Annotated in this window: 24 protein-coding genes; 13 read left to right on the forward strand and 11 right to left on the reverse strand. The window is 69.8% G+C overall.

Annotated features, from left to right (window positions below):
• Positions 1-52 precede the first annotated feature (52 nt).
• Positions 53-712 carry an acetoacetate decarboxylase family protein gene (locus ACIBEJ_RS15865; protein WP_397183446.1) on the forward strand — a complete coding sequence of 220 codons (660 nt, stop codon included), beginning with the start codon at positions 53-55 and terminating at the stop codon, positions 710-712.
• Here the strand turns inward: ACIBEJ_RS15865 and ACIBEJ_RS15870 are convergent.
• From ACIBEJ_RS15870 to ACIBEJ_RS15895, 6 genes are all read right to left on the reverse strand, one after another.
• Positions 709-1,590, reverse strand: a complete 882-nt coding sequence (locus ACIBEJ_RS15870) for a glycosyltransferase family 2 protein (RefSeq protein WP_397183447.1) — start codon at positions 1,588-1,590, stop codon at positions 709-711. The two genes, ACIBEJ_RS15865 and ACIBEJ_RS15870, sit on opposite strands and share 4 nt — an antisense overlap.
• A gap of 187 nt (positions 1,591-1,777) precedes the next feature.
• On the reverse strand, positions 1,778-2,545 hold the full coding sequence (locus ACIBEJ_RS15875; protein ID WP_397183448.1) for a CDP-alcohol phosphatidyltransferase family protein: 768 nt from the start codon (positions 2,543-2,545) through the stop codon (positions 1,778-1,780).
• Positions 2,523-3,581: an iron-containing alcohol dehydrogenase family protein gene (locus tag ACIBEJ_RS15880; protein ID WP_397183449.1), complete on the reverse strand. Its 1,059-nt coding sequence runs from the start codon at positions 3,579-3,581 to the stop codon at positions 2,523-2,525. The genes ACIBEJ_RS15875 and ACIBEJ_RS15880 overlap by 23 nt, the downstream gene beginning before the upstream one ends.
• A gap of 11 nt (positions 3,582-3,592) precedes the next feature.
• Positions 3,593-4,324 (reverse strand): sugar phosphate nucleotidyltransferase, encoded by a 732-nt coding sequence (locus ACIBEJ_RS15885; RefSeq protein WP_397183450.1) that lies wholly within the window; start codon positions 4,322-4,324, stop codon positions 3,593-3,595.
• Between the two features lie 78 nt (positions 4,325-4,402).
• The gene (locus tag ACIBEJ_RS15890; RefSeq protein ID WP_397183451.1) at positions 4,403-5,026 is read right to left on the reverse strand and encodes a DUF5941 domain-containing protein; all 624 of its coding nucleotides are present in this window, start codon (positions 5,024-5,026) and stop codon (positions 4,403-4,405) included.
• The gene (locus tag ACIBEJ_RS15895; RefSeq protein WP_397183452.1) at positions 5,023-6,477 is read right to left on the reverse strand and encodes a CDP-alcohol phosphatidyltransferase family protein; all 1,455 of its coding nucleotides are present in this window, start codon (positions 6,475-6,477) and stop codon (positions 5,023-5,025) included. The genes ACIBEJ_RS15890 and ACIBEJ_RS15895 overlap by 4 nt, the downstream gene beginning before the upstream one ends.
• Positions 6,478-6,572: 95 nt before the next feature.
• Between ACIBEJ_RS15895 and ACIBEJ_RS15900 the strand changes: the two genes are divergently transcribed.
• Complete coding sequence (locus tag ACIBEJ_RS15900) at positions 6,573-7,964, forward strand: SDR family NAD(P)-dependent oxidoreductase (protein WP_397183453.1); 1,392 nt, start codon at positions 6,573-6,575, stop codon at positions 7,962-7,964.
• Between the two features lie 20 nt (positions 7,965-7,984).
• Positions 7,985-9,712, forward strand: coding sequence for a CDP-glycerol glycerophosphotransferase family protein (locus tag ACIBEJ_RS15905; protein ID WP_397183454.1), 1,728 nt, complete (start codon positions 7,985-7,987; stop codon positions 9,710-9,712).
• Here ACIBEJ_RS15905 and ACIBEJ_RS15910 read toward each other — a convergent pair.
• Positions 9,675-10,691, reverse strand: coding sequence for a glycosyltransferase family 2 protein (locus ACIBEJ_RS15910; RefSeq protein ID WP_397183455.1), 1,017 nt, complete (start codon positions 10,689-10,691; stop codon positions 9,675-9,677). The genes ACIBEJ_RS15905 and ACIBEJ_RS15910 overlap by 38 nt on opposite strands.
• Positions 10,692-10,773: 82 nt before the next feature.
• Between ACIBEJ_RS15910 and ACIBEJ_RS15915 the strand changes: the two genes are divergently transcribed.
• The 8 genes from ACIBEJ_RS15915 (at position 10,774) to ACIBEJ_RS15950 (ending at position 16,678) form a co-directional block, all read left to right on the forward strand.
• The gene (locus ACIBEJ_RS15915) at positions 10,774-12,228 is read left to right on the forward strand and encodes an LCP family protein (protein ID WP_397183456.1); all 1,455 of its coding nucleotides are present in this window, start codon (positions 10,774-10,776) and stop codon (positions 12,226-12,228) included.
• 28 nt (positions 12,229-12,256) lie between these two features.
• Positions 12,257-12,604 (forward strand): STAS domain-containing protein, encoded by a 348-nt coding sequence (locus tag ACIBEJ_RS15920; protein WP_397183457.1) that lies wholly within the window; start codon positions 12,257-12,259, stop codon positions 12,602-12,604.
• Positions 12,605-12,642: 38 nt separating this feature from the next.
• Entirely contained in the window at positions 12,643-13,473 is an 831-nt protein-coding gene (locus tag ACIBEJ_RS15925) for a GNAT family N-acetyltransferase (RefSeq protein ID WP_397183458.1), read from the forward strand.
• Entirely contained in the window at positions 13,470-14,309 is an 840-nt protein-coding gene (locus tag ACIBEJ_RS15930; RefSeq protein WP_397183459.1) for an LLM class flavin-dependent oxidoreductase, read from the forward strand. The genes ACIBEJ_RS15925 and ACIBEJ_RS15930 overlap by 4 nt, the downstream gene beginning before the upstream one ends.
• Positions 14,310-14,385: 76 nt before the next feature.
• Positions 14,386-15,105 carry a hypothetical protein gene (locus ACIBEJ_RS15935; protein WP_397183460.1) on the forward strand — a complete coding sequence of 240 codons (720 nt, stop codon included), beginning with the start codon at positions 14,386-14,388 and terminating at the stop codon, positions 15,103-15,105.
• 27 nt (positions 15,106-15,132) lie between these two features.
• Positions 15,133-15,690: a TetR/AcrR family transcriptional regulator gene (locus ACIBEJ_RS15940; protein ID WP_397183461.1), complete on the forward strand. Its 558-nt coding sequence runs from the start codon at positions 15,133-15,135 to the stop codon at positions 15,688-15,690.
• Entirely contained in the window at positions 15,687-16,205 is a 519-nt protein-coding gene (locus ACIBEJ_RS15945; RefSeq protein WP_397183462.1) for a hypothetical protein, read from the forward strand. Before ACIBEJ_RS15940 ends, ACIBEJ_RS15945 begins: the two co-directional genes overlap by 4 nt.
• A gap of 35 nt (positions 16,206-16,240) precedes the next feature.
• The gene (locus tag ACIBEJ_RS15950; protein WP_397183463.1) at positions 16,241-16,678 is read left to right on the forward strand and encodes a nitroreductase/quinone reductase family protein; all 438 of its coding nucleotides are present in this window, start codon (positions 16,241-16,243) and stop codon (positions 16,676-16,678) included.
• Positions 16,679-16,682: 4 nt separating this feature from the next.
• Here the strand turns inward: ACIBEJ_RS15950 and thiL are convergent, their stop codons facing one another.
• Together thiL and ACIBEJ_RS15960 are read right to left on the reverse strand one after the other, a co-directional pair.
• Positions 16,683-17,741, reverse strand: a complete 1,059-nt coding sequence (gene thiL / locus ACIBEJ_RS15955) for a thiamine-phosphate kinase (RefSeq protein ID WP_397183464.1) — start codon at positions 17,739-17,741, stop codon at positions 16,683-16,685.
• A 24-nt stretch (positions 17,742-17,765) separates the two neighbouring features.
• Positions 17,766-18,440 (reverse strand): hypothetical protein, encoded by a 675-nt coding sequence (locus ACIBEJ_RS15960; RefSeq protein ID WP_397183465.1) that lies wholly within the window; start codon positions 18,438-18,440, stop codon positions 17,766-17,768.
• A gap of 160 nt (positions 18,441-18,600) precedes the next feature.
• Between ACIBEJ_RS15960 and ACIBEJ_RS15965 the strand changes: the two genes are divergently transcribed.
• Both ACIBEJ_RS15965 and ACIBEJ_RS15970 read left to right on the forward strand, forming a co-directional pair.
• Positions 18,601-19,368, forward strand: coding sequence for a hypothetical protein (locus tag ACIBEJ_RS15965; RefSeq protein WP_397183466.1), 768 nt, complete (start codon positions 18,601-18,603; stop codon positions 19,366-19,368).
• Positions 19,361-19,981: a class I SAM-dependent methyltransferase gene (locus tag ACIBEJ_RS15970; RefSeq protein WP_397183467.1), complete on the forward strand. Its 621-nt coding sequence runs from the start codon at positions 19,361-19,363 to the stop codon at positions 19,979-19,981. The genes ACIBEJ_RS15965 and ACIBEJ_RS15970 overlap by 8 nt, the downstream gene beginning before the upstream one ends.
• Before the next feature lie 3 nt (positions 19,982-19,984).
• On the opposite strand, the gene ACIBEJ_RS15975 is transcribed toward ACIBEJ_RS15970, so the two are convergent.
• Positions 19,985-20,407, reverse strand: coding sequence for an HIT family protein (locus ACIBEJ_RS15975; RefSeq protein ID WP_397183468.1), 423 nt, complete (start codon positions 20,405-20,407; stop codon positions 19,985-19,987).
• A gap of 160 nt (positions 20,408-20,567) precedes the next feature.
• Positions 20,568-21,731 carry an acyl-CoA dehydrogenase family protein gene (locus tag ACIBEJ_RS15980; protein ID WP_397183469.1) on the reverse strand — a complete coding sequence of 388 codons (1,164 nt, stop codon included), beginning with the start codon at positions 21,729-21,731 and terminating at the stop codon, positions 20,568-20,570.
• Between the last annotated feature and the right edge of the window lie 20 nt (positions 21,732-21,751).

Below are 21,751 nucleotides of genomic sequence, written 5' to 3' on the forward strand. Positions count from 1 at the left end.
GGGCATGGCATCGCATCTGATCCAGGGCCGAACGGTGAGTCTGCCTGTCCGGGTGAGAGACGCGACGGTCTGCAGCACGATGTATCCGGTACGCGCCGACGCCGCCAGGGCGGTGATCGCCTACTCGGGACTGGACGTGGCCGAGGTCTTCCCCGGCAAGGCCATCTGCACGCTGATCTTCGTCGACTACCGCGACGGCGACCTGGACACCTACCACGAGTTCGGGGTGGCGTTCATGGTCCGGCGGCCGGGCCCGACGAGCGCGGGGGGCCTGTCCGATCTGCGGAACGCCGCGGCGTTCATCCACTGGCTCCCCGTGGACCAGTCGTTCACGATGGAGGCCGGCCGTTCGATGTGGGGCTTCCCCAAGGAACTGGCCGAGATCGACCTGAGACTGTCCTCCCCCTACAAGCGCTGCATCGTCCGCAAGGACGGCCGCCTGGTCATCGACCTGCTGCTGAAGCCGGGCTTCCCGGTGCCCAGGCCGGCCGTACCGCTGACCGCCTACACACACCGCGACGGCGTCACGAGAGAGGTCCCCGCCGAGATGGCGGGGAGAGGGGTGCGCGTACGGCCGGGAGGCGCCCTCGTCCGGCTGGGCAACCACCCGATCGCCAAGGAGCTGAGCGAGCTGGGCCTGCCGAAGCGGGCCCTGCTGAGCACGACGATGGACCGGGCGAGCATGTCCTTCGGAGCGGCGATGGACCTCTAGACGATGGGCGGGCGGCCGAGCTTCACCATGCGCCAGGCGGTCTTCCACGCCATCGGACGGCGTTCGCCCGCGGGCGTGCGCAGACCCTCGGCGAAGCCGGTGAACCACGCCCGCAGCGCCGTGCCCGAGCGTTCGCGCACCAGCGTGAGCACGACCCAGTTGACCAGGTAGAGCGCGGCCAGCGGCCAGGGCAGGTTGCGCCGGGCCAGCCAGACGCGGTTGCGCGCGTTGAGCCGGTAGAACTCGGCGTGGCGGGTCGGCGGCACCTGCGGGTGGTACATGACGGTCTCGGCGTCGTACTCGATCCGGTAGCCCTCGCCGAGCAGCCGCCAGGCCAGGTCGGTCTCCTCGTGGGCGTAGAAGAAGCGCTCGGGCAGCCCGCCGACCTGGAGGAAGGCAGAACGGCGGATGGCCGAGGCGCCCCCGAGGAACGTGGTGACCGGCGAGGAGCGCTGCGGGTCGCCCGCGCGCAGGCGCGGCACGTGGCGCCGCTGGCCCACGCCGCCGTCGGGGTCCATCACCCGGAAGGAGATGACGGCCAGGTCGGGCTCGGTGGCGAAGCGGTCGCGCACGTGGGCGACGACCTTCTGGTTGGCGTACCAGCCGTCGTCGTCGAGGAACAGCACGACGTCGCCCGAGCACTCCTCGACACCCCGGTTACGTCCGGCCGGGATGCCGGTGTTGTGCTCAAGGCGGACCGTCTTCACGATCGCGGCCGAGCCCTCGGGTGGCGTCGCCGTCACCTCGGGCACGTCGGCCCCGTTGCCCACGATCACCACCTCGACGTCGCCGTCGACCTGGTTGAGCGCGGAATCGACCGCCCGGTTCAGCTCCGCGACCCGGTTGCCCATGGTGAGGATGACGCACGAGATCTTCAACGGGTCATCACCTTGACGCGTTGAGAGCACGAGCGGAGCATTCTTTCATGATCACCGAGTCTGCTGGTATGCATATTTCCTGATATTGGTGGAGCTAAGCGTATCGGAACCGTGGGTGAACCCCCACCGAACGGCGGACGTCCGATCAATACGACGGACGCCGAGCCTGCGCGGTTCCGACATGGGCTCACGCAAGCCGCCTCGACGCCAGGATGCTCACCAGGTGCAACACCATCTGGAGTGCCGCGGCTACCAGGCAGGCTACGGTGAGTACACGGGTCGCCGTGAGGTTTCCCGCCACTTGGTCGATCACCGCCGCACCCAGCGCCAGCAGGGACAACTCGATCGGCTGCACGATCCGGTGAAACTTCGTCGCCGACAGGACGCGCCGCCCCAGCCCGAGCAGGCCGGAGCGGAACTGCCCCACCGACGCCTCGCTGGCCGACTCCAGCCCGCCCTTGGCGCGGGCCACGTCGACCAGGTCGGTCTCGGCCTTGATGAGGATCGCGCCGAGGGCGGCGGCGAAGCCCATCACGGTGTACCAGTCGGGCAGCACCTGCGACGCCCGCCAGCCCAGCCCGGCCAGCACCGCGGCCTCGGTGAAGTAGGCGCCCACCCGGTCGAGGTAGACGCCGGTCAGCGAGGTCTTGCCGGTCCAGCGGGCCAGTTCGCCGTCGGAGCAGTCGAGCAGCAGGTACACCTGCACGAGCAGGGCGGCCAGCAAGGCGCCCCAGATCCCGGGCAGCGCCATCGCGAAGCCCGCCAGGACCCCGGCGACCGTCATCACCCAGGTGAGCTGGTTCGGCGTGACCCGGGTCTTGGCCAGCAGCCAGGTGACCCGGATCGAGATGGCGCGCATGTAGAGCACGCCCGCCCAGTGCTCGCCGTTCTTGCGGTCGAGGTGGCCCTCCGGCTGGGCGACCGCGCGCAGCTCAGCTACCGAAGGCCCGGACATAGTCCGCCACCCGTCCGCGCACCTCGGATTCCGACAGCCGCATGTGCTCCAGGATCGTGTAGCGACCCGGGCGGGTGGAGGGCGCCAGCATGACGGCCTCGGTGAACTGCTCCTCGCTCAGCCCGATGTCACCGGGGGTGACGGGCAGGCGGTGCTGCCTGAGGCAGTCGACGACCTGCTGCAGCCGACCGGAGTCGTCGCGCAGGAAGTAGCAGAACGCCGTGCCGATCCCGGCGAGCTCGCCGTGATTGGAGGTGCCGGGGAAAAGCTGATCCACGGCATGAAGGATCTCATGATCCCCGCCACTCGAAGGACGGGATGACCCGGCGATTACCATCGACATGCCGGACAAGATCAAGGATTCGGCCAGGACCGTCAGGAAGGCGTCGGACTCGATGGAGTCCGTGCGGCCGATCAGCGCCTCCGCCGCGGTCCGCGCCATCGAGCAGGCCAGCCCGTCGATCGGCTCGCCCCGCTCGACGTTGGCGAGCTGCCAGTCGTCGATCGCCGACAGGTTGCTGATCACGTCGCCCACGCCCGAGCGCACCAGCGACTCCGGCGCGGCGTGCACGAAGTCGAGGTCGACCAGGATCGCCAGCGGCATCGGCACGCCGAACGAGCCCTTGCCGCCCTCGTAGACCAGCGAGGCGGTGGGCGAGCAGATGCCGTCGTGCGAGAGGTTCGTGGCCACCGCGACCATGGGGATGCCGGCCAGCGACGCGGCGTACTTGGTGGCGTCGATCGTGCGCCCGCCGCCGACGCCCACGACCACCTCGTAGGCGCCCTTGCGCAGGTCGGCGCCGAGCGAGACGGCCGCGTCGACGGAGCCGTCGGCCACGCGGAAGACCTCGGCCTGATCGAGCGTGGGGGCGATCAGGCCCTCGATGTGGTCGCCCTGGCCCGGCCCCACGGCGACCGCGACCCTGCCGGAGGTGGCCACCCGGCTGTCGCTGAGCAGCGCGCCCAACTGGGCCACCGCGCCGCGCCGTACCTCCATGGTGAGCGGCGCGGGCAGCATCCGTGCGAGAAGCGGCATCTGCGCCTCCCTCAGTAATTGACGGCTATGGTGCGAGCCTTGGCCAGGTCGTCGTGGTTATCCACTTCGACCCAGTCGACCTCGCCGATGGGCGCGGCGTGGATGTGCTCGCCACGGTTGACCATCTCCTGGTAGCCGTCCTCGTAGTAGAGCTGCGGGTCGCGCTCGAAGGTGGTCCTGAGCGCGTCGGCCAGGCGGTCGGCGGCGGCGGGACGGATCAGCGTGGCGCCGATGTACTCGCCGTAGGCCTCGGCGGGGTCCATCAGCTTGGTGATGCGTTTGAGCGAGCCGCCCTCCAGGGTGACCTTCATCTCCTCGTCGGCCAGCTTCTTCACGTCGTCGACGGCCAGCAGGATGTCGCTGGTCTCCGGCGCCGACAGCAGCGTCTTCTCGACCGAGACGGGGTGGACGGTGTCGCCGTTGACCAGCAGCGCGCCCTGCGCGAAGTAGTCGCGCGCGCACCACAGGGAGTAGGCGTTGTTCCACTCCTCGGCCTTGTCGTTGTACACGAGCGTGAGGTTGACGCCGTGGCGCTCCTCCAGCGCGGCCTTGCGCTCCTCGACCGCCCCGGCCGCGTAGCCGATGATCACCACGACGTCGCGCAGCCCGACCTCGGCGAAGTTGCGCAGCGAGATGTCCATGATCGTGGTCTCACCGTCGACCGGCACGAGCGCCTTAGGCAGCGTGTCGGTGTACGGCCGCAGGCGTCGTCCGGCTCCAGCGGCCAGCACCATTCCCAGCAACGTGCACTCCTCAGTCGAGCGTGACTCTTCAGGCCCCAAAGGTTAGTTGCCTTTTCGCCCTGCGAGGGTAATCCGCTCTTAGTCCTGTGTTCCCATATCCGTTGCTTCCACCCCAGATCTGGGCGCGGCAAGCCAGCAGGTGACGCTTTCCCAGCCGAACAGTAGCCACAGGTACGCGGCCAGCACCGCGAACCCCGCCGACGGCAGCGACACGAGTACGGCCAGCGAGACGGCGATCATCCGCCCCTCCCACCCGAGCCCGAAGGTCGTCAGCCAGGGCGGAGGATAGACCCGCTGCCTGATCCGGTAGACCAGGTCGTAGTGGTGGAAGGCCATCGCGCCGAGCAGCAGGAAGACCAGCACCGGATGGACCGCGTGCCCGAACCCGCAGCAGGCCACGAAGGTGTACTCGATGACCCGCAGGATCGGCGGGCACAGCCAGTCGAGCCGCCCGTCGTGGGGCGCGCTGCTGCCGGGCCCGGCCAGCAGCAGGGTGACCGCGGGCGCGAAGACCGCCAGCCCGTTGGCGCCGCCCACGCCGATCACCAGCAGGATGCCGGTGACGAACGCGCCCGCGATGAGCGGCGGCAGCGGCGGCAGTTGCCCGGCGACCAGCGCGCCCATGCCGCGCGAGAGCGGCCCGTCGTCGCGGTAGGCGACGACGGTGCTGGCGGGCACCGGGGTCATGTGGACCGAGATCATGCCATCGACCTCGCGATCCGCCCGGCGAGCGTGTAGAGGGCGGCGACGCCGCCCCAGGCGAGCAACGACAGGAAGGTGACGCGGGCGTTGAACACCGCGGCGGTGATCGCGATCAGCGCCATCCGCTCCCCGATCGGCAGGACGATCATCTTCTTCAGCCAGCGGGTGACGCGCTCGCGCTCCATGCGCTGGGCCAGGCCGAGCACGCCCTGTTTCGGCACCGAGACGCGCCCGCCGTCGGCCGACTCCAGCAGCGAGCGCGACGGGCGGGCGAAGGACGCGCCGACGCGCGCGGCGTCGGCGACCGCGCCGCCGAAGGAGAAGTCGATGGTGTGCCTGACCACCTGGAGGATCATGGCCGCCGCGGCCAGGTACCAGATGGCGCCGGGTCCGCCGCCGGTCCAGGGCAGCCCCGCCGCGTACCCGAAGGCCAGACCGACGTAGACCACGTACTCCTTCAGCCGGTCGGCCATCGCGTCGACCCAGGAGCCGAGCGGCGAGAAGGTGCGCGTGTAGCGGGCCACCTGCCCGTCGAGGCAGTCGAGCACGAACGACAGGTAGAGCAGCACCGCTCCGGCGATCTGCGCCTCGCGGGTGCCCGCGGAGAACCACACGGCGGCCAGTACGGCCAGCCCGATCGAGATCCCGGTGATGGCGTTGGGCGTGAGCCGGAGCCGGGCCGCGGGCCTGATGAGGTGGCGCGACCAGGTGGAGACGAAGTGGGTGGCGAAGAAGCCGTCGTCGGCCTTGACCGCGAAGTCGAGCCGCACCCGCCTCTCGTCCACCTCGGCCAGCCGTTCGATGGCGTTGTCGGCGGAGGACTGCGCGGTGACCCGGTCGGAGTGCAGCGGCCCGATCGCCGCCGCGCGCACCCGCACGCCGGAGCGGACCAGCCCGACCAGCAGCAGGTCGATCGCCTCGACGGGGGTGACGGGGCCGAGCCGTCCGGTCTCGGCCAGGTCCGCGAGTTCCTCCGCGACCTCGGCCAGGCAGCCGAGGTCGGCCTCGCCGGCCTGGAGGACGCCGCGGAAGGTGGCGTTGGCCTCGGGGACCAGGTGGAACGAGCTGCCGGCGGCCACGATCTTGCCGCCCTCGACGCGTACGGGCGGCCGCAGGGGCGCGGCGGAGGCGTCGTGGCTGACCAGCGCCGCCGAGTCACGCGCCGGATGTTCGAGCACCAGCGCGAGCGCCTCGGTGTGGGCGATCAGATCGGCGGGCAGCAGCGCGACCGGCCCGGTGGAGACGCGCGCCAGCTTGGCCACGCCGCGCAGGTCGGAGCTGAGCCCGTTGCCGGACGACAGCACCTGCACGTCACGCACGGACAGCGTGACGAGCTGGTCGCTCATCCGGTCGAGCAGGGTTCCGTCGGCGCAGGAGAGCCTGGCGGCCGGGGTCGTGGCGAGGACGACCACGGACGTGGCAGTGGTCTCTCGCGTGAGTGAATCGGGCAAAGCGCAGGTCTCCTCCCAGTCGCGAGGGAGTGCGTGGACACAGCGTAGCGATCCGGCGACGCGATATCACGGATCAGGACCGTTACGCTCGCGGCATGGACTCTCGGTTGCGCTCTGTAGGGGTCGTTCTCGCCGGCGGGGTCGGTCAGCGTGTCGGGCTCGACACGCCCAAGCAGCTCATCAAGATCGCCGGGCGGACGATCCTGGAGCACACGCTGGCCCTGTTCGACGCGGCGCCGGAGATCGACGAGATCGTGGTGCTGATGACCCCCGGGTTCACCGACCAGGTCGAGGAGATCGTGGCCAGGGGCCGCTACGGCAAGGTCAGCAAGATCATCGAGGGCGGCGCGAGCCGTACCGAGACGACGTGGCGGGCGCTGAAGGCGCTCGGCCCGCAGGAGTGCAACGTGCTCCTGCACGACGCTGTGCGGCCGCTCCTGGAGCCCCGGATCCTCACCGAGTGTGTCCGGGCCCTGGAGACCTATTCGGCGGTGGACGTGGCCATTCCGAGCTCCGACACGGTCGTCGTGGCGGTGCCGGGGCCGCGCGGGGAGATCATCCGCGACATCCCCGACCGGTCGCGGCTGCGGCGCGGGCAGACGCCGCAGTGCTTCCGGCTGTCGGTGATCCGCGAGGCGTACGAGCGGGCCTTCGCCGACCCCGACTTCGACAAGCAGCCGGCCACCGACGACTGCGGCGTGGTGCTGCGCTACCTGCCGGACGTGCCGATCTACATCGTGCCGGGCAGCGAGCACAACATGAAGGTGACGCACCCGGTCGACGTGTACATCGCCGACAAGCTCTTCCAGCTCGCCGCGGCCGGCGCGCCGGCGCCGCACCCGCGCGACTACCGCGAGGCGCTGGCCGGGCGGAGCGTGGTCGTCTTCGGCGGCAGCTACGGCATCGGCGCCGACGTGGTGGACCTGGCCCGCGGCCACGGCGCCGAGGTGCACTCCTTCTCGCGCACGCAGAACGGCGTGCGGGTCGAGGACCACACCTCGGTGGCCAAGGCGCTGGCCCAGGTCGGCCGGGTCGACTACGTGGTCAACACCGCCGGCGTGCTGCACATGGGCAAGCTGGCCGAGGTCACCGACGAGACGATCGCCGACACGGTCGGGGTCAACTATCTCGGCCCGGTCAACGTGGCCCGCGCCGCGTACCCGCATCTGCGTGAGAGCGGCGGCTGCCTGCTGCTCTACACCTCCTCCAGCTACACCAGGGGCCGCGCCGACTACAGCCTCTACTCCTCGACGAAGGCGGCCGTGGTCAACCTGACCCAGGCGCTGGCCGACGAGTGGGCCGGCGACGGCATCCGGGTCAACTGCGTCAATCCGGAGCGCACCAGCACACCCATGCGCGAACGTGCCTTCGGCGAGGAACCCGCCCACACGCTGCTGTCTCCGCGCGCCGTCGCCCAGACCTCCCTTGACGTGCTGATTTCCAACCTGACGGGTCAGGTGATCGACGTCCGGCTCGACGCGCCATAGAAGTGTTACTGTCCGAACGCATGCGGAGACTCTGTGTCAAGGTCGTGCTTCTGGGCAGCTATCCGGTCCTGATGCTGGCCGCACTGTGGCCGCATCCGCTGCTGTTCGCCGCCGTGGCCGCGCTCTCCTACCTCGCCGAGCACGTCGCGCCCCGCGCGGCCAGGCCGTTCACCGAGATGCTCACGCGGGTGCACCTGGGCGTCACGGTGCGCTTCGTGATCAGGGAGATGGCCGCGGTGCTCCTCGTGGCCAAGACCGCGGGCGCGGGTTCGCCGTGGCTCGCGGCACTGGCCGCCGGGCTGCTCGCCATGCACGGGGTGCGGGCCGTGCAGACCGGCCTTGCCATACGGCTGCGCCGCGCCGTCGCGACCATGCCGGTCACCACCCGCGGCCTGGACGTCACCGCGCTCAACCTCCCCAAGACGCCGCCGGACCTCCTCACCAACTACCGCGGCGTGCGCTTCCTCTACCTCGACGCGCTGCCCGTGCTCGGCGCCGCCGTGGGCGGCCCGGCCGCCGCCGCGGGCGCGGGCCTCGGCCTGCTGCTGGGCTGCGCCGGAGTGTTCGCCCTCATCCCCTACGTACGGCGGGCCGCCCCCCTGACCGACGCCGCCCGCATCCTGGCCGTCGTGGAAAGGCAGGTCAGGGACTACCACCCCGAGGTCATCCTGTACTTCAGCGGCGCCAACGAGGCCGCCTACCAGGCCAGGATGTGGCTGGCCACGCTGGAGCGCATCGACCGCAGGGCCATCGTGGTCCTGCGCGAGCGCGGCCTGGCCGACCGGCTCGGCCCGACCACGCTGCCGGTCGTGTGCATCCCGTCGTCGGCCGACCTCATGGGCTTCCACGCGCTGAGCAGCGCCCGGGTGTGCCTGTACGTGGCCAACGTCGGCAAGAACATCCACATGCTGCGCATCCCCGGCCTGCGCAGCGTCTTCGTCGGGCACGGCGACAGCGACAAGGAGGCGTCGTTCAACCCGTTCTCCCGGGTGTACGACGAGGTGTGGGTGGCCGGCCCCGCCGGGCGCGACCGGTACCGGCGGGCCAGGGTGGGAGTGCGTGACGAGAACGTGCACGAGGTGGGGCGGCCCCAGTTGGAGGGGATCTCGACCGGGGGGCCCGGCCTGCCGTACCGGACGGTGCTGTACGCGCCGACCTGGGAAGGGTGGACCGACGACCTGCACCACACGTCGCTGACCACGATGGGGCCGAGGATCGTGCGGGCCCTGCTGGAGCACCGGCCGGGGCTGCGGATCGTCTACAAGCCGCACCCGCTGACCGGCCACCGGGACGCGGCGGCCGCCAGGGCCCACGCGGAGATCGTGGCGATGCTGGACGCGGCCGAACTGGCCAGGTCGAAGGCCAGGCATCCGTCGGGCGGAGCGCTTCCCGCGCCGGTCAAGCACCTTGTGGTGACGAAGACCGATCTGTACGACTGCTTCAACCAGGCGGACCTGATGATCACCGACATCTCCAGCGTGGTGGCCGACTTCCTGGCCAGCGGCAAGCCGTACGCGGTGACGAACGTGTCGGGGATGGCCGAGAAAGCCTTCCACGAGCGTTACCCGACGACCGGCGCCGGGGTGTTGCTGGGCCAGGACCTCGCGGCCCTGGCCGGGTTCTTGGACGGGGAGGACACGCTGGCGGGCACGCGGCGCAAGCTGCGTGCCTACCTGCTGGGCCCGGACGAGCCGGATGCCCTGACGCGGTTCAACGCGGCGGTCGAGCGAGCTTTCTGGGACTCGTGAGGAAGCCCCAGCCCCAGGAGACGTGCATGGTCGCGTACACCAGCGGGAGCCTGAGCTTGGCCGCGCCCGGCAGGCCGCTGCCGGTCAGCGCGGAGCCGGCCGCGATGGCCAGCGCGTAGCCGCCGGGGACGATCAGCGCGAGCGGGAAGAACGGCGAGACGACCAGGCCCAGCGCCATCGCCAGCACCGCGGCGGGCGGGGCGAGGTAGCGCAGGTTGATCGTGCCCTCGTGGGTGCGGGAGACCACCCGGCGCCAGCGGCCGTAGTGGAAGTACTGCTTGGCCAGGGCCTTCACGTTGGGCCGCGGCCGGTAGGAGACCCGCATCCTGGGCTGGAACCACACCAGGCCGCCGGTCTGGCGGATGCGGTGGTTCATCTCCCAGTCCTGGGCGCGCTGGAAGTGCTCGTCGTAGCCGCCGACGCGCTCCAGCGCCTCCCTGCGGAAGACGCCCAGGTAGACGGTGTCGGCGGGGCCGGCCGTACCTCCGACGTGGAAGGCGGCGGCGCCGACGCCGATCTTCGAGGTCATCGCGCACGCGACGGCCTGCTCGAAGGGCGTGATCCCCTCGGCGGCCATGATGCCGCCGACGTTGTCGGCGCCGGTCTCCACCAGCGTCTCCACGGCCACGCGCAGGTAGTCGTCGGGCAGCATGGCGTGCCCGTCGACCCTTGCGATGATCTTGTTGCGGGAGGCGCCGATGGCGGCGTTGAGCGCGTTGGGGGTGCGCCCGGTGGGGTTGGGGACCACCGTGACCCGCCGGTCGGCCGCCGCGATGGCGTCGGCGACCTCCTGCGTACGGTCGTGGGAGGGTCCTACGGCCAGCACGACCTCGATCTCGCCCGGGTATCGCTGGGACAGGATCATGTCGACGGCCTCTTGGAGGTGCCGCTCCTCGTTGAGGATGGGCATGACGACGGAGATGGGTGGCCAGGCGCGCGTATCCGCGTGCGCGTGCGGCGAGTCGGGCAACTGCTTCATGGCGGGCCTCACGCTACTGTACGAGCAGGGGAGGAAGGCAATCGAAAGCCAGATCCCTCCGGCAGCATAAAGGGGGCAGTGCATGGGCGACCCGGGCGAGGAGGACGCGGGAGTGCACGTGGGCGGCGACGCCTACGGCGGCGTCAGGCTCGCGAGCGGCCGCAAGCGGAAGCCCGCAAAGAGCGCCAAGGCCCGGCGGCGCAACCTGCTGGTCGCGGGCGCGCTGTCGACGGCGGTGCTGGTCGGCACCGGTGTGGTGTGGGCGACGCCGCGCCAGATCGCCGGCGTGGACGCCGGAATCACCGAGTCGGCCCCCACGAGCGCCATGAACATCCTGCTGGTCGGCGTGGACAAGCGTGACGACCTCACCCGCAAGCAGCAGAACCAGTTGAAGCTGGGCCGCGAGAGCGGCGAGCGCACCGACACCATGATGGTGATCCACCTGTCGGCCGACCACCGCAAGGTGACCGTGGTCAGCCTCCCCCGCGACACCTGGACCGAGATCCCCGGCAAGGGCCAGCACAAGATCAACTCTGCCTACCAGTTCGGCGGCGCGCCGCTGGCCGTCAAGGCGGTGCAGCAGGCGACCGGGCTGAAGATCCACCGCTACATCGAGGTCAACGTCCTCGGCTTCATCGACGTGGTCGACTCGCTCGGCGGGGTGACCGTCTGCACGCCGGTGCCGATCAACGACCCGAAGACCGGGCTCAACCTCGCCGCGGGCACCCACGAGCTGGCCGGCACCCAGGCGCTCGGCTACGCGCGCACCCGCGCGACCGTGCGCTCCGACCTCGACCGCATCGACCGCCAGCAGCAGGTCATCTCGGCGCTGCTCAACAAGGCGCTCAGCGCCGGCACGCTGGGCAACCCGGCGCGGCTGGCCGCGTTCGTCAACTCCACGCTCAGGACCATCAAGATCGACCCGGACGACGGGCTGCTGGGCCTGGCCACGCAGATGCGCGACGTGTCGCTGGACGACGTGCGCTTCGCCACCGTCCCGCTGGCCGACCTCGACTTCAAGACGCCGACCGGCGAGTCGGCGGTGCTGTGGGAGAAGGACGCGGCCAAGGAGCTGTTCCGCCGCATCGCCGCCGACGAGGACCTCGGCAAGCCCACGCCCAAGCCGACGCCGAGCGCGACGCCGTCCGCCTCGAACACGGTCCCGCCGGACCGGATCACGGTCAAGGTGCTCAACGGCACGCTGATCACGGGCCTGGGCGCGCGGACCAAGACCGCGCTGAAGGAGTCGGGCTTCCTGGTGCCGGGCGAGCCGGGCAACACCACGAAGAAGGACCACAAGAAGACGATCATCCGGTACGGGCCCGATCGGGCCGACTCCGCGCGTACGGTGGCCTCGGCCATTCCCGGCGCCGAACTGCGCGAAGCCGACATCCCGGGCATCGAGGTGATCGTCGGCGCGGACCAGCCGAAGATCAAGAAGCTCAAGCCGTCCGGCGAGCCGGCCCCCAAGCCGAGCTCCACCGCGACCCCTACAACGAAGACCGCATCCCAGAACATCTGCCGGAAACAAGCATAAGAGCCGCCAATCCGGGCAGGTGGTGGCCATGGAGGTCAGGTCCTGGCACGAGGAAGGCTGTACGGTCGTTCACGCCCGCGGAGATCTCGACGTCTCCGGGGCGCCCCGGCTCAGCGAGGCTCTCGACACGGTGTGGAGCGACGGAGATCCTCCGAATCTCGTGATCGACCTGACCGAGGTGCCGTTCTGCGACTCCGTCGGGCTCGGCGTGCTCGTGGGCGCGCTCAACCACGTGCGGGAGATGTCGGGACGGCTCGTCCTGGTCCTGGAACCCGGCATGATCACGCACCTGCTCACCATCACCAACCTCGACCGGCACTTCGCCACCAGCCCCACTCTGACGGCGGCGCGCACCACACTGAGCACGGCGGCCTAAGCTCCCACTGACGTTCTTTGTCCGTGGAGGCTTCAGCATTGTTCGATCAGTTCCCCGAGCCCGCGCGCTCCCAGCTCATCGCCGCCTGCGACGAGGGCAGGACCAAGCCCGAGTGGTGCTTCACCGACGGCGACGCGCGCGTGTGCTTCTGGGCCCCCTACCGGGGCGCAGAACCGGTCATCACGTGGCACTTCTCCCCCGGCCCCGATCCGGCCACCGGCGCCGCGCTGCTGCGGCGCGGCCTGGCGGAGACGGGCATCACCAAGATCTTCCATGACATCGCGCTCTCGCCGGGGCTCGTCCCCACCGTGGACCGCCCGGTCGAGCACGACGCGCTGATGGGCGCCGGCTTCACGCTGGAGGTGGAGCGCCTCCGGCTGGAATGGCGCTCGGGCAGCGACCTGCCCGCCGACTCCGGCCGGCTCACCTACCGGCCCGCCCGCAGGCACACCGAGCGCGAGGTGCTCGACCTCCTGGTACGGGTCTCCGAGGGCTCGCTGGACCACGACACCCAGGTCGAGCTGGCCACCGCCGGGCCCGAGCACGAGGCCAGATCCATGTACGACGACCTGGTCAACCGCAAGGGCAAGCCCGACTGGTTCGTCATCGGCTACGCCGACGAACAGCCCGTCGGCCTGGTCGCCCCCGACGACCACTCCATCGCCTACATCGGCGTCGTGCCCGAGCAGCGCGGCAAGGGCTACGTCGCCGACCTGCTCGCCCACGGCACCCGCACGCTCGCCGAAGCCGGGGTGGAGCGCATCGTGGCCGCCACCGACGTGTCCAACACCCCGATGTCCAGCGCGTTCCTGCGGGCCGGATACTCCGAGGTCGGCAGGCTGTTCCGCTACTACTGGAGGGCCCCTTGAGACTCGGCGTGATGTTCGACCGCGACCTGCCGCCCGAGCGGCTCGTCCCCTTCGCCCGCGAGCTCGACGCGACCCGGGTGGACGACCTCTGGGTCGTGGAGGACCTCGGCTGGACCGGCGGCGTCTCCTCCGCCGCGACCGCGCTGGCCGCCACCTCGCGGCTGCGCGTCGGCCTGGGGATCGCGCCCGCGCCGCTGCGCAACCCGGCGCTGCTGGCCATGGAGTTCGGCAACCTGGCGAGGCTGTACCCCGGGCGCCTGGCGGCGGGGGTGGGGCACGGTGTCCAGGCGTGGATGCGGCAGGTGGGCGCGGCCGTACCGTCTCCGCTGGCCTTGCTGGAGGAGACGATCACGAGCGTGCGGGCGCTGCTGCGCGGCGAGAGCGTGGTCCTGGACGGGAAGGCCGTCCACCTCGACGGCGTCGCGCTCGTCCACCCGCCCGCCGAGCCGCCGCCCGTGCTGGCCGGGGTGCTGAGCCCGAAGTCGCTCGCGTTGTCGGGCCGCGTGGCCGACGGGACGATCATCCCCGAGGGCTTCGGGGCGGCGCGGGTGCCGTGGGTGCGCGAGCGGCTCGCCGCGCGGAGCCCGCACGAACTGGTCGCCTTCACCCACCTGTACGTCGGCGACGACGCCGAGCAGGTGGCGCGGCCGATCGTGGCCGAGTACGCCGAGTTCCTGAAGGTGGCGCCGGACGAAGTCGCCATGGCCGTCGGCGACGTCGGGCAGGCCGTGGACCACGTCCGCGCGCTGTGGTCGGCCGGGGTCGACACCGTCGTCCTGCGCCCGGTCGGCTCCTCTCCGCTGCGGCACGTGCACGAGGTGCTCAAGGCCCTGTGAATCTGGCCGTTCGGCCGATGGCGGGTCGGCCGCGCGGCCGATGGCGGCGGGCCGCGGCCGCGCGACGATCGCTGCCATGAGACGAATCGCGGTGATGGCCGCGGGGATCGTGCTCCTCGCGGGCTGCGGCGTGGAACTCGACGCGCCCGAGCAGCACTCGGCACAGACGTTCACCCACACCGGCGGCCCCCTCACGATCAGGTCCTCGCTCGGCGGGCTCAGGATCGAGCAGGGCGCGCCGGGCGTGGTCAAGGTCGATCGGTGGCTCAAGGGCAAGGCGGCGGAGTCCGGCAACTCCTCCTGGTCGCTGAACGGCGGCACGCTGCGGCTCAGCGCCAACTGCAACATGGTCCTCGGCGACTGCGGCGGGCGCTACCGGATCTCGGTCCCGCCCGGCGTCAAGCTGATCGTCCAGGGCAGCGACGGGGTGATCGCCACGGGCCTGACGCAGGACGTCGACGTCTCCGCCATGGACACGATCCGCGTGAGCGACATGTCCGGCGCCCTGCGGCTGCGCACCGAGGGCACGGTCACCGGCGAGCGGCTGCGTTCGGGCCGGGTCCGCGTGCGCACCGACTCGGGCGCGATCAACCTCCGGTTCGCGGTACGGCCGGCCAACGTCGACGTCCTGTCCAGGGAGGGCGGGGTGGTCACCTCGGTGCCCAAGGGCGTGTACAAGGTGTCGGCCAAGAGCCAGGAGGGCTCGGTCACCTCCCAGGTCAAGAACGGCGACAGCCAGGACACGATCACCGCCAGAAGCGGCAGCGGCAACATCCGGATCGCCTACTATGACTGACCAGTCAGTCATGTTAAGGTGGTGGCCATGTCACCCAAACGAGTGGACAAGGCCGCCCGCCGCCAGGAGATCCTGGACGCCGCCGTCCGCGTCTTCGCGCGCAAGGGCTTCGCCGCCTCGCGTATCGACGACGTGGCCGAGGAGGCCGGCATCGGCAAGGGCAGCGTCTACCTCTACTTCGACAGCCGCGACTCGCTGCTCGAAGCCGCCTTCTCCCAGTACACCGCCGACGCCGACGCCGTACTCCGCGAGGCCCTGGAGGGCACGGGCCCGCCCCTGGAGCGCCTGAGCACGCTCGTCCGCGGCATCCTCGACGTGATCGCCGCCGCCCCCGACCTGGCCAGGACCCTGCTCGACCTGTGGGCCACCGACCACATGCGCCCCGCCTACCGGGCCTACCGCGCGGCCATAGCCGAGCTGATCGGCCAGATCCGCCCCGGACTCGGCCTGCCGCACGCCACCGTCATCGTCGGCGCCATCGAGGGCGTGGTGCTGCAGTGGCTGGTCGATCCGGAGGTGCCGATCGCCGACCTGGCCGACCCCGTCCTGGAGGTCCTGGTCGAGGGCCTGAGGGAGCGCGCATGAGCACGCTCGAAGACCGCCTCATCGCCCCCGGCGCCACCCCGCGCGAGCGCACCGTCGTCTACACCAGCGCCGTGGCCGGAACCATCCTGTCCACCGCACTGGCCTACGCCGCGGGCCTGACCGTCCTGCCGCTCGTGCTCGTCGCGATCGTGGCCTTCGACCTGTACGGCGGCGCCGCCGTCAACGCCACCGCCGCCGCCAAGCGGCACTTCCACCGGCCGGGCCGTACGTGGCGGCACCACCTCGGCTTCGTCGCCATCCACGTGCAGCCGTTCCTGCTGGCCCTGGTGGTCCCCGGCTTCACCTGGACCGCCGCCGCCGTCGTCTACGCCCTGGCCCTGACCGGCGCCGTCATCACCGTCACCGTCCCCGCCGACGTACGCCTCCCGGTCGCCTTCTGCTGCACCGCCCTCGCGATCGGGCTGACGCTGCCGCTGGCGATCCCGGCGGCGCTCGGCTGGTTCGCGCCCGTGCTGTTCGTCAAGCTGCTGCTCGCCCACCTCCAACCACTCTGAAGAAAACCCGAAGCCCTTGGACACACCATGACCCCATGACCGAGACGACCGACAGCAGAGACCGATCCGTCGCCGAGCACGTCCGCCGCTACCTGGCCACCGACGGCCGGGACGGCTACATGGAGGGCGGCGTGACGAACCTCGTCCTGACGACGGTGGGCAGGAAGAGCGGGGTGCGGCGCCGTACCGGGTTGTTCTACGGCCAGGAAGGCGACACCTACGTCCTGGTCGCGTCGGGCAGCAGATACGGCGCACCCCTCCCCGACTGGTACCTGAACACGCTGGCCAACCCAGAGGTGGACGTCCAGATCCGCGGAGACCACTTCCGCGCCCACGCCAGAACCACCACCGGCGCCGAACGCGCCAGACTGTGGTCCAAAATGCTCGCCACAGCCCCCCAGTACGGCACCTACGCCGCAAAAGCCCGCCAGGAAATCCCGGTCGTCATCCTGGAACGCCTCCCCCAGCCCTGACCGATCAGGTCGCGTGCCTCCAGCCAACCCCCGGAAGCTCCTCGACCCTGCCATCGGCCCGCCGCAACCGCACCTCCCGCTCCTTCGTCGCGTAGCCGATCTCGAAGAGCTGGAACCCCTCGTCCGCGAACACCTTGGCGAGCTGCGAGACGTCGCCCTCACCGACGGTGAAGACCAGTTGGAAGTCCACGGAGTCGCCCAGCACGGTCGAGGTGACCTCGCCGCCGGTGAGCGCCGCGACCTCGGCGACGACGTCGGCGACCGGCAGTTCCGCCTCCTCGACCACGAACCCCACCTCGCTGGCCTCCGCCAGCGACTGGACACCCGCCTTGAGCCCGTCGGAGGTGTCCTGGCAGCTCGTCACCACACCGCTCCGGCTGAGACAGCGCCCCTGCCCCACCAGCGCCCGCGGCCGCCGCCAGGCGGAGATCAGCAGTTCCTCCTGCTCGGGACGTAGCCCGGCCCGCCTGTCACCACCGAAGTAACGTTGCGCGGATGCCGCGATCCCCGTCGGCCCGGTGACGCAGAGGCGATCGCCGGGCCGGGCGCCGCCCCGCAGGAGGGACCCGCCCTGCTCCACGATCCCCACGGCCGAGGCGGACAGGATGATCCTCTCGGCACTGCCGATGTCGCCGCCCACGTTCAGCGTGCCGACCTCACGGCAGGCGTCCCGGATGCCTTCCATGACCATGGCGAAATCCGCGTCCGACAGCGACCTGGGATATCTGATGACCGAAAGGAGCGCGATCGGAGCGGCGCCCATGGCCGCGACGTCACTGAGATTGGCCATCGCCAGGTAATAGCCGATGTCGTAATTGGACAGATGACCCAGCTCGTAAAGCTGGAATTTCGGCCCGCGCACGTAGTCCGAGCCGAGCACGATTTCCAGCGGGCCGTCGACCCGGAAGACCGCGCAGTCGTCCTGCGCGTCCGCGCCCGCGACGAGCTCCACCCGGGCGCCGCCGGGCAGTTCCTGGGTCCAGCCGGACTGACCGAGGAACATGGGCCCGATGATGTTGGCCAGCCGGGTCGGCTCGTCCGAGGTGGCGCCGGCGTCCTGCATGAGATCACACCCTCGGTAGGCGTTTCACGGCAATGGGACGAACCAGCAGGCCGTCTCTTCCATTGTCGCGCTGAGAAGATGCTTTCTGACGACGACTGCGTAATCCCATTCAGGGTCATCGATGCCGAGTAATCGCCCCGCCACCGAACGGAGATACTGTCGCGGCGTTGCCTGTGCGACACCGTACACCCGATGCGAGTCGGCGTCCCCGCAATAGAAGTACGGCAGGCCCGCCACCCCGAGTCGCCGCAGACCGGTGATCCCGTCAATCCGGGCCGAGGTGAGTCCGTCCCGTTTCATCACCGCGTGGACCTGCGCCAATCGCAGCGGCAGCAGGTGAAGATGGGCATGAGTGATACAGGCGGAGCCGTTCATCCATTTTGTCGAGCCATGCTCCATGATGACGGGTTCACCAAAGCTGGACTTGTACTGCGGGAGAATCTCGCCGAGGGCATCGGTGACCGCGTCCGCGCATTCCGCCACCACCTCCCCGAAACTGACGTAGTGCCTGTTGGAGACGAGCAGCAGGTGCCCATAGGTCAGCGGTGACATGTCGGCCAGCAGGCTGACCGTGGCGCCGTGGCTGACGATCCTTTCCGCGGGCCACCCGCCATAGACGCGGCGAAAGGTCGTGTCCGCGGCCCCGGCAAGCTCCTGACAGAAGTCGGAGCCGACACAGAACCTTTCTGGCACCGGCACTGACCACCCCATCTTCAATCCAGTCGGCACAATTAAGCGACTGTCGGGCGACCGAAAAGCAGATCAAGTGCAACTGACCGTTAGAGAATTGTCCGGTTCATGTATAGTCTTCGCGATACTGTTCGGCAAGTACGCGTCGGCGAGACAGGGTGATTTCCCGATGAAGCTGTCGGCGGCCCGCGCCCTGGACCGGGGAGTTATCCTCGCCGCCACGGTCACGCTCGCCTGCAAACAGTATGGATTTCCGTCCGCCGGCATCTGGAAGAGCCTGGAAAGCGAGTATTCCCACGTCCTGATCGGGCTGATTCTCGTGGCCGGATTCTTCGGCGTGGCGACGCCGTTCGAGTCTTTGTCGCAGCGCCTGCGGATCGAGCGCCGCGTGGTCATGCGCCGGCACGTACTCACCGCGTTCGGGCAGCTTCTGGAGATCTGCAAGGCCATCAACCCGCCCAACTCCGTGAGCGACCTCGGCCTGCACATCTGGCAGAAGAAACGCACGTTGCAGCATCCGCTCAGGGGAGAACTCACCCGCGTCGCCACCTATCGGCTCGGCTCGGCGCCGGCCACCAGGAAGATCCGCCCAACGCCCGGGGTCGGCGTGGTCGGCCTGTGCTGGAAGCACGACCAGGAGACCAGCTTCAACGTCGAGGAACTGGCGCGGAGACTGCCCGACAAAACCGCGTTCGAAGCCTACAGAAGAACGGCGGGAGCCGACGCGGTGATGGGCTTCACCTGGGAGGAGTTCCAGCGCTACAGCCATCGCGGCGCGGTCTTCTCCAGCCCGGTCAGAAACGCGCACGCGAAGTTCACGGGATGCGTGAGCATCGATGTCTCCCACGGATACGATGACGTGGACCTGCAGCGCGTGTGGCACGTGCTGAATTCGCTGGGCTTCGTTCTCGGGCAGGACGGATTCGAAAATGCCTGATCTCCTGCGGAACATCACCCGCGCGACCTGCTCCGCCTATGACGCGAATGCCGAAGCTTATGGGGAGATCTCCGAGGACTACGACCAGTTTCCCGGACTCCGCCAGGAGGTCGTCGACTTCGCGAAGCGGGCGCCCCACGGCCTGCCCGTCCTGGATCTGGGCTGCGGCGGCGGGCGGGACACGCGGTTGCTGGCGGAGCTGGGTCGGCGGGTGGTCGCGGGTGACCACTCCCACGGGATGCTCACCTGGGCACGCAGTCGTTCCGGGACGGCGGGCTTCCTCCGGCTGGACGCGCTCGCGCTCCCGCTGCGCGAGCGCTGCCTCGCGGGCGTGTGGGCCTCGGGGTGTCTCCTGCACCTGCCGCTGGCCCTGATGGGCGCGGCTCTGGCGGAGGTGCACCGGGTGCTCGTCCCGGGCGGGATCGCGGTGATCAGCATGCGCGACGGCGAGGGCGAGGGCTGGCGGAGCGGCGGCTCGCTGGACGGCGAGCGCTGGTTCACGTTCGTCGGGCCGGAGACCTTCGCCGGACGCATGGAGGACGCCGGATTCTCCGAGATCCGCATTCGGTTCTCGGGCCGTTCCGGCTGGTACGTGGCGTCGGGCGGGCGATAGCCGCTATTTCCAGGCGTCCGGGTCGCAGTTGGGGGCCGCCTTGCGGATGCCTCCCCTGGGGTCGTCGACGTCGCCCTGGTGCCGGGGGATCAGGTGGATGTGCAGGTGGTCGATGGTACGGCCGGCGGCCTTCCCGTCGTTGATCCCGATGGTGTACGCCTCGGGGAAGTACTTGTCGTCGAGCAGGTTCTTGGCTTCCCTCATCAGCGCGTACGCGCTGAGCATCTCCCCCTCGTCAAGGTCGAAGAAGGACTCCACATGCCGTTTGGGCACGACCTCGACATGACCCGGATTGGCGGGGTAATTGTCAAAGCGCACATAGAACGAGTCGTTCTCACACAATGTCGTGTTAACCGAAGGATCGTCAGGCTTACAGAAAATACAGTCGATATTCCGGCCATCGCCTGAACTGTCCGCAATGAGCATTCCATCCCCTGTCACCGGAACATGCAGCGCGACAATACATCGTCATTCACGTCATCGGTATTACGAACCGCTCCCTACCGTACTGCGGACGCATACTGCGGGACGTCGATTCGGGGACTTTCGGCGCCCGGCCCCGGAAAGGGCCGGGCGCGTTCCGCCGCTACTTGAGGAGCTGGCGGGCCATGACCATGCGCTGGATCTGGTTGGTGCCCTCGTAGATTTGGGTGATCTTGGCGTCGCGCATCATGCGTTCCACCGGGAACTCGCGCGTGTAGCCGTATCCGCCCAGCAGCTGGACGGCGTCCGTGGTGATCTCCATGGCGGCGTCCGAGGCGGCGCACTTGGCGGCGCTGGACAGGAAGGTGAGGTCCTTCTGCGGGGTGCCGTGCATGGCCAGTTCGGATTTCGCGGCGGCGTGGTAGGTGAGCTGCCTTGCGGCCTCCAGCTTCATCGCCATGTCGGCGAGCATGAACTGGACGCCCTGGAAGTCGGCGATCGGCTTGCCGAACTGCTTGCGGTCCTTCACGTAGCCGACGGCGAAGTCCAGGGCGCCCTGGGCGATGCCCAGGGCCTGGGCGGCGATCGTGACTCGGGTGTGGTCCAGGGTGGCCAACGCGGTTTTGAAGCCGGTGCCGGGTTCGCCGATCATGCGGGAGGCCGGGATGCGGACGTTGTCCAGGATGACCTGGCGGGTCGGTGAGGCCTTGATGCCGAGCTTCTTCTCCTTGGGGCCGAAGGAGACGCCTTCGTCGGACTTCTCCACGACGAAGGCGGAGATGCCGCGGGCGCCTTCGCCGGGTGCGGTGACGGCCATCACCGTGTAGTACTCCGAGACGCCGGCGTTGGTGATCCACATCTTGGCGCCGTTGAGGACGTAGTGGTCGCCGTCCAGGACGGCCTTGGTCTTCATCGCCGCCGCGTCGGAGCCGGCCTCCGCCTCCGACAGGGCGTAGGAGAACATCGCCTCGCCGGACGCCACCGGGGTCAGGTAACGCGACTTGAGGTCCTCCGACGCGGACAGGAGCAGGGGTACGGTCCCCAGCTTGTTCACCGCGGGGATCAGCGACGAGGACGCGCAGGCCCTGGCCACCTCCTCGATGACGATGACCGCGGCCAGGGCGTCGGCGCCGGCGCCGCCGTACTCCTCAGGGACGTGCACGGCGTGCAGGTCGGCGGCGACGAGCGCCTTGTAGACGTCCCAGGGAAACTCCTCGTTCTCGTCGGCCTCCGCCGCACGCGGGGCGATCTTCTCATCGGCCAGGGCGCGGACGGTCTCGCGGAGCATGTCGTGCTCCTCGGCCGGCGCGTAGAGAGGGAAGCTCATGGCACAAATACTAGGACGTC

The organism is Nonomuraea sp. NPDC050790 (assembly GCF_044456745.1).
In the GTDB taxonomy this organism is placed as follows: Bacteria; Actinomycetota; Actinomycetes; order Streptosporangiales; family Streptosporangiaceae; genus Nonomuraea.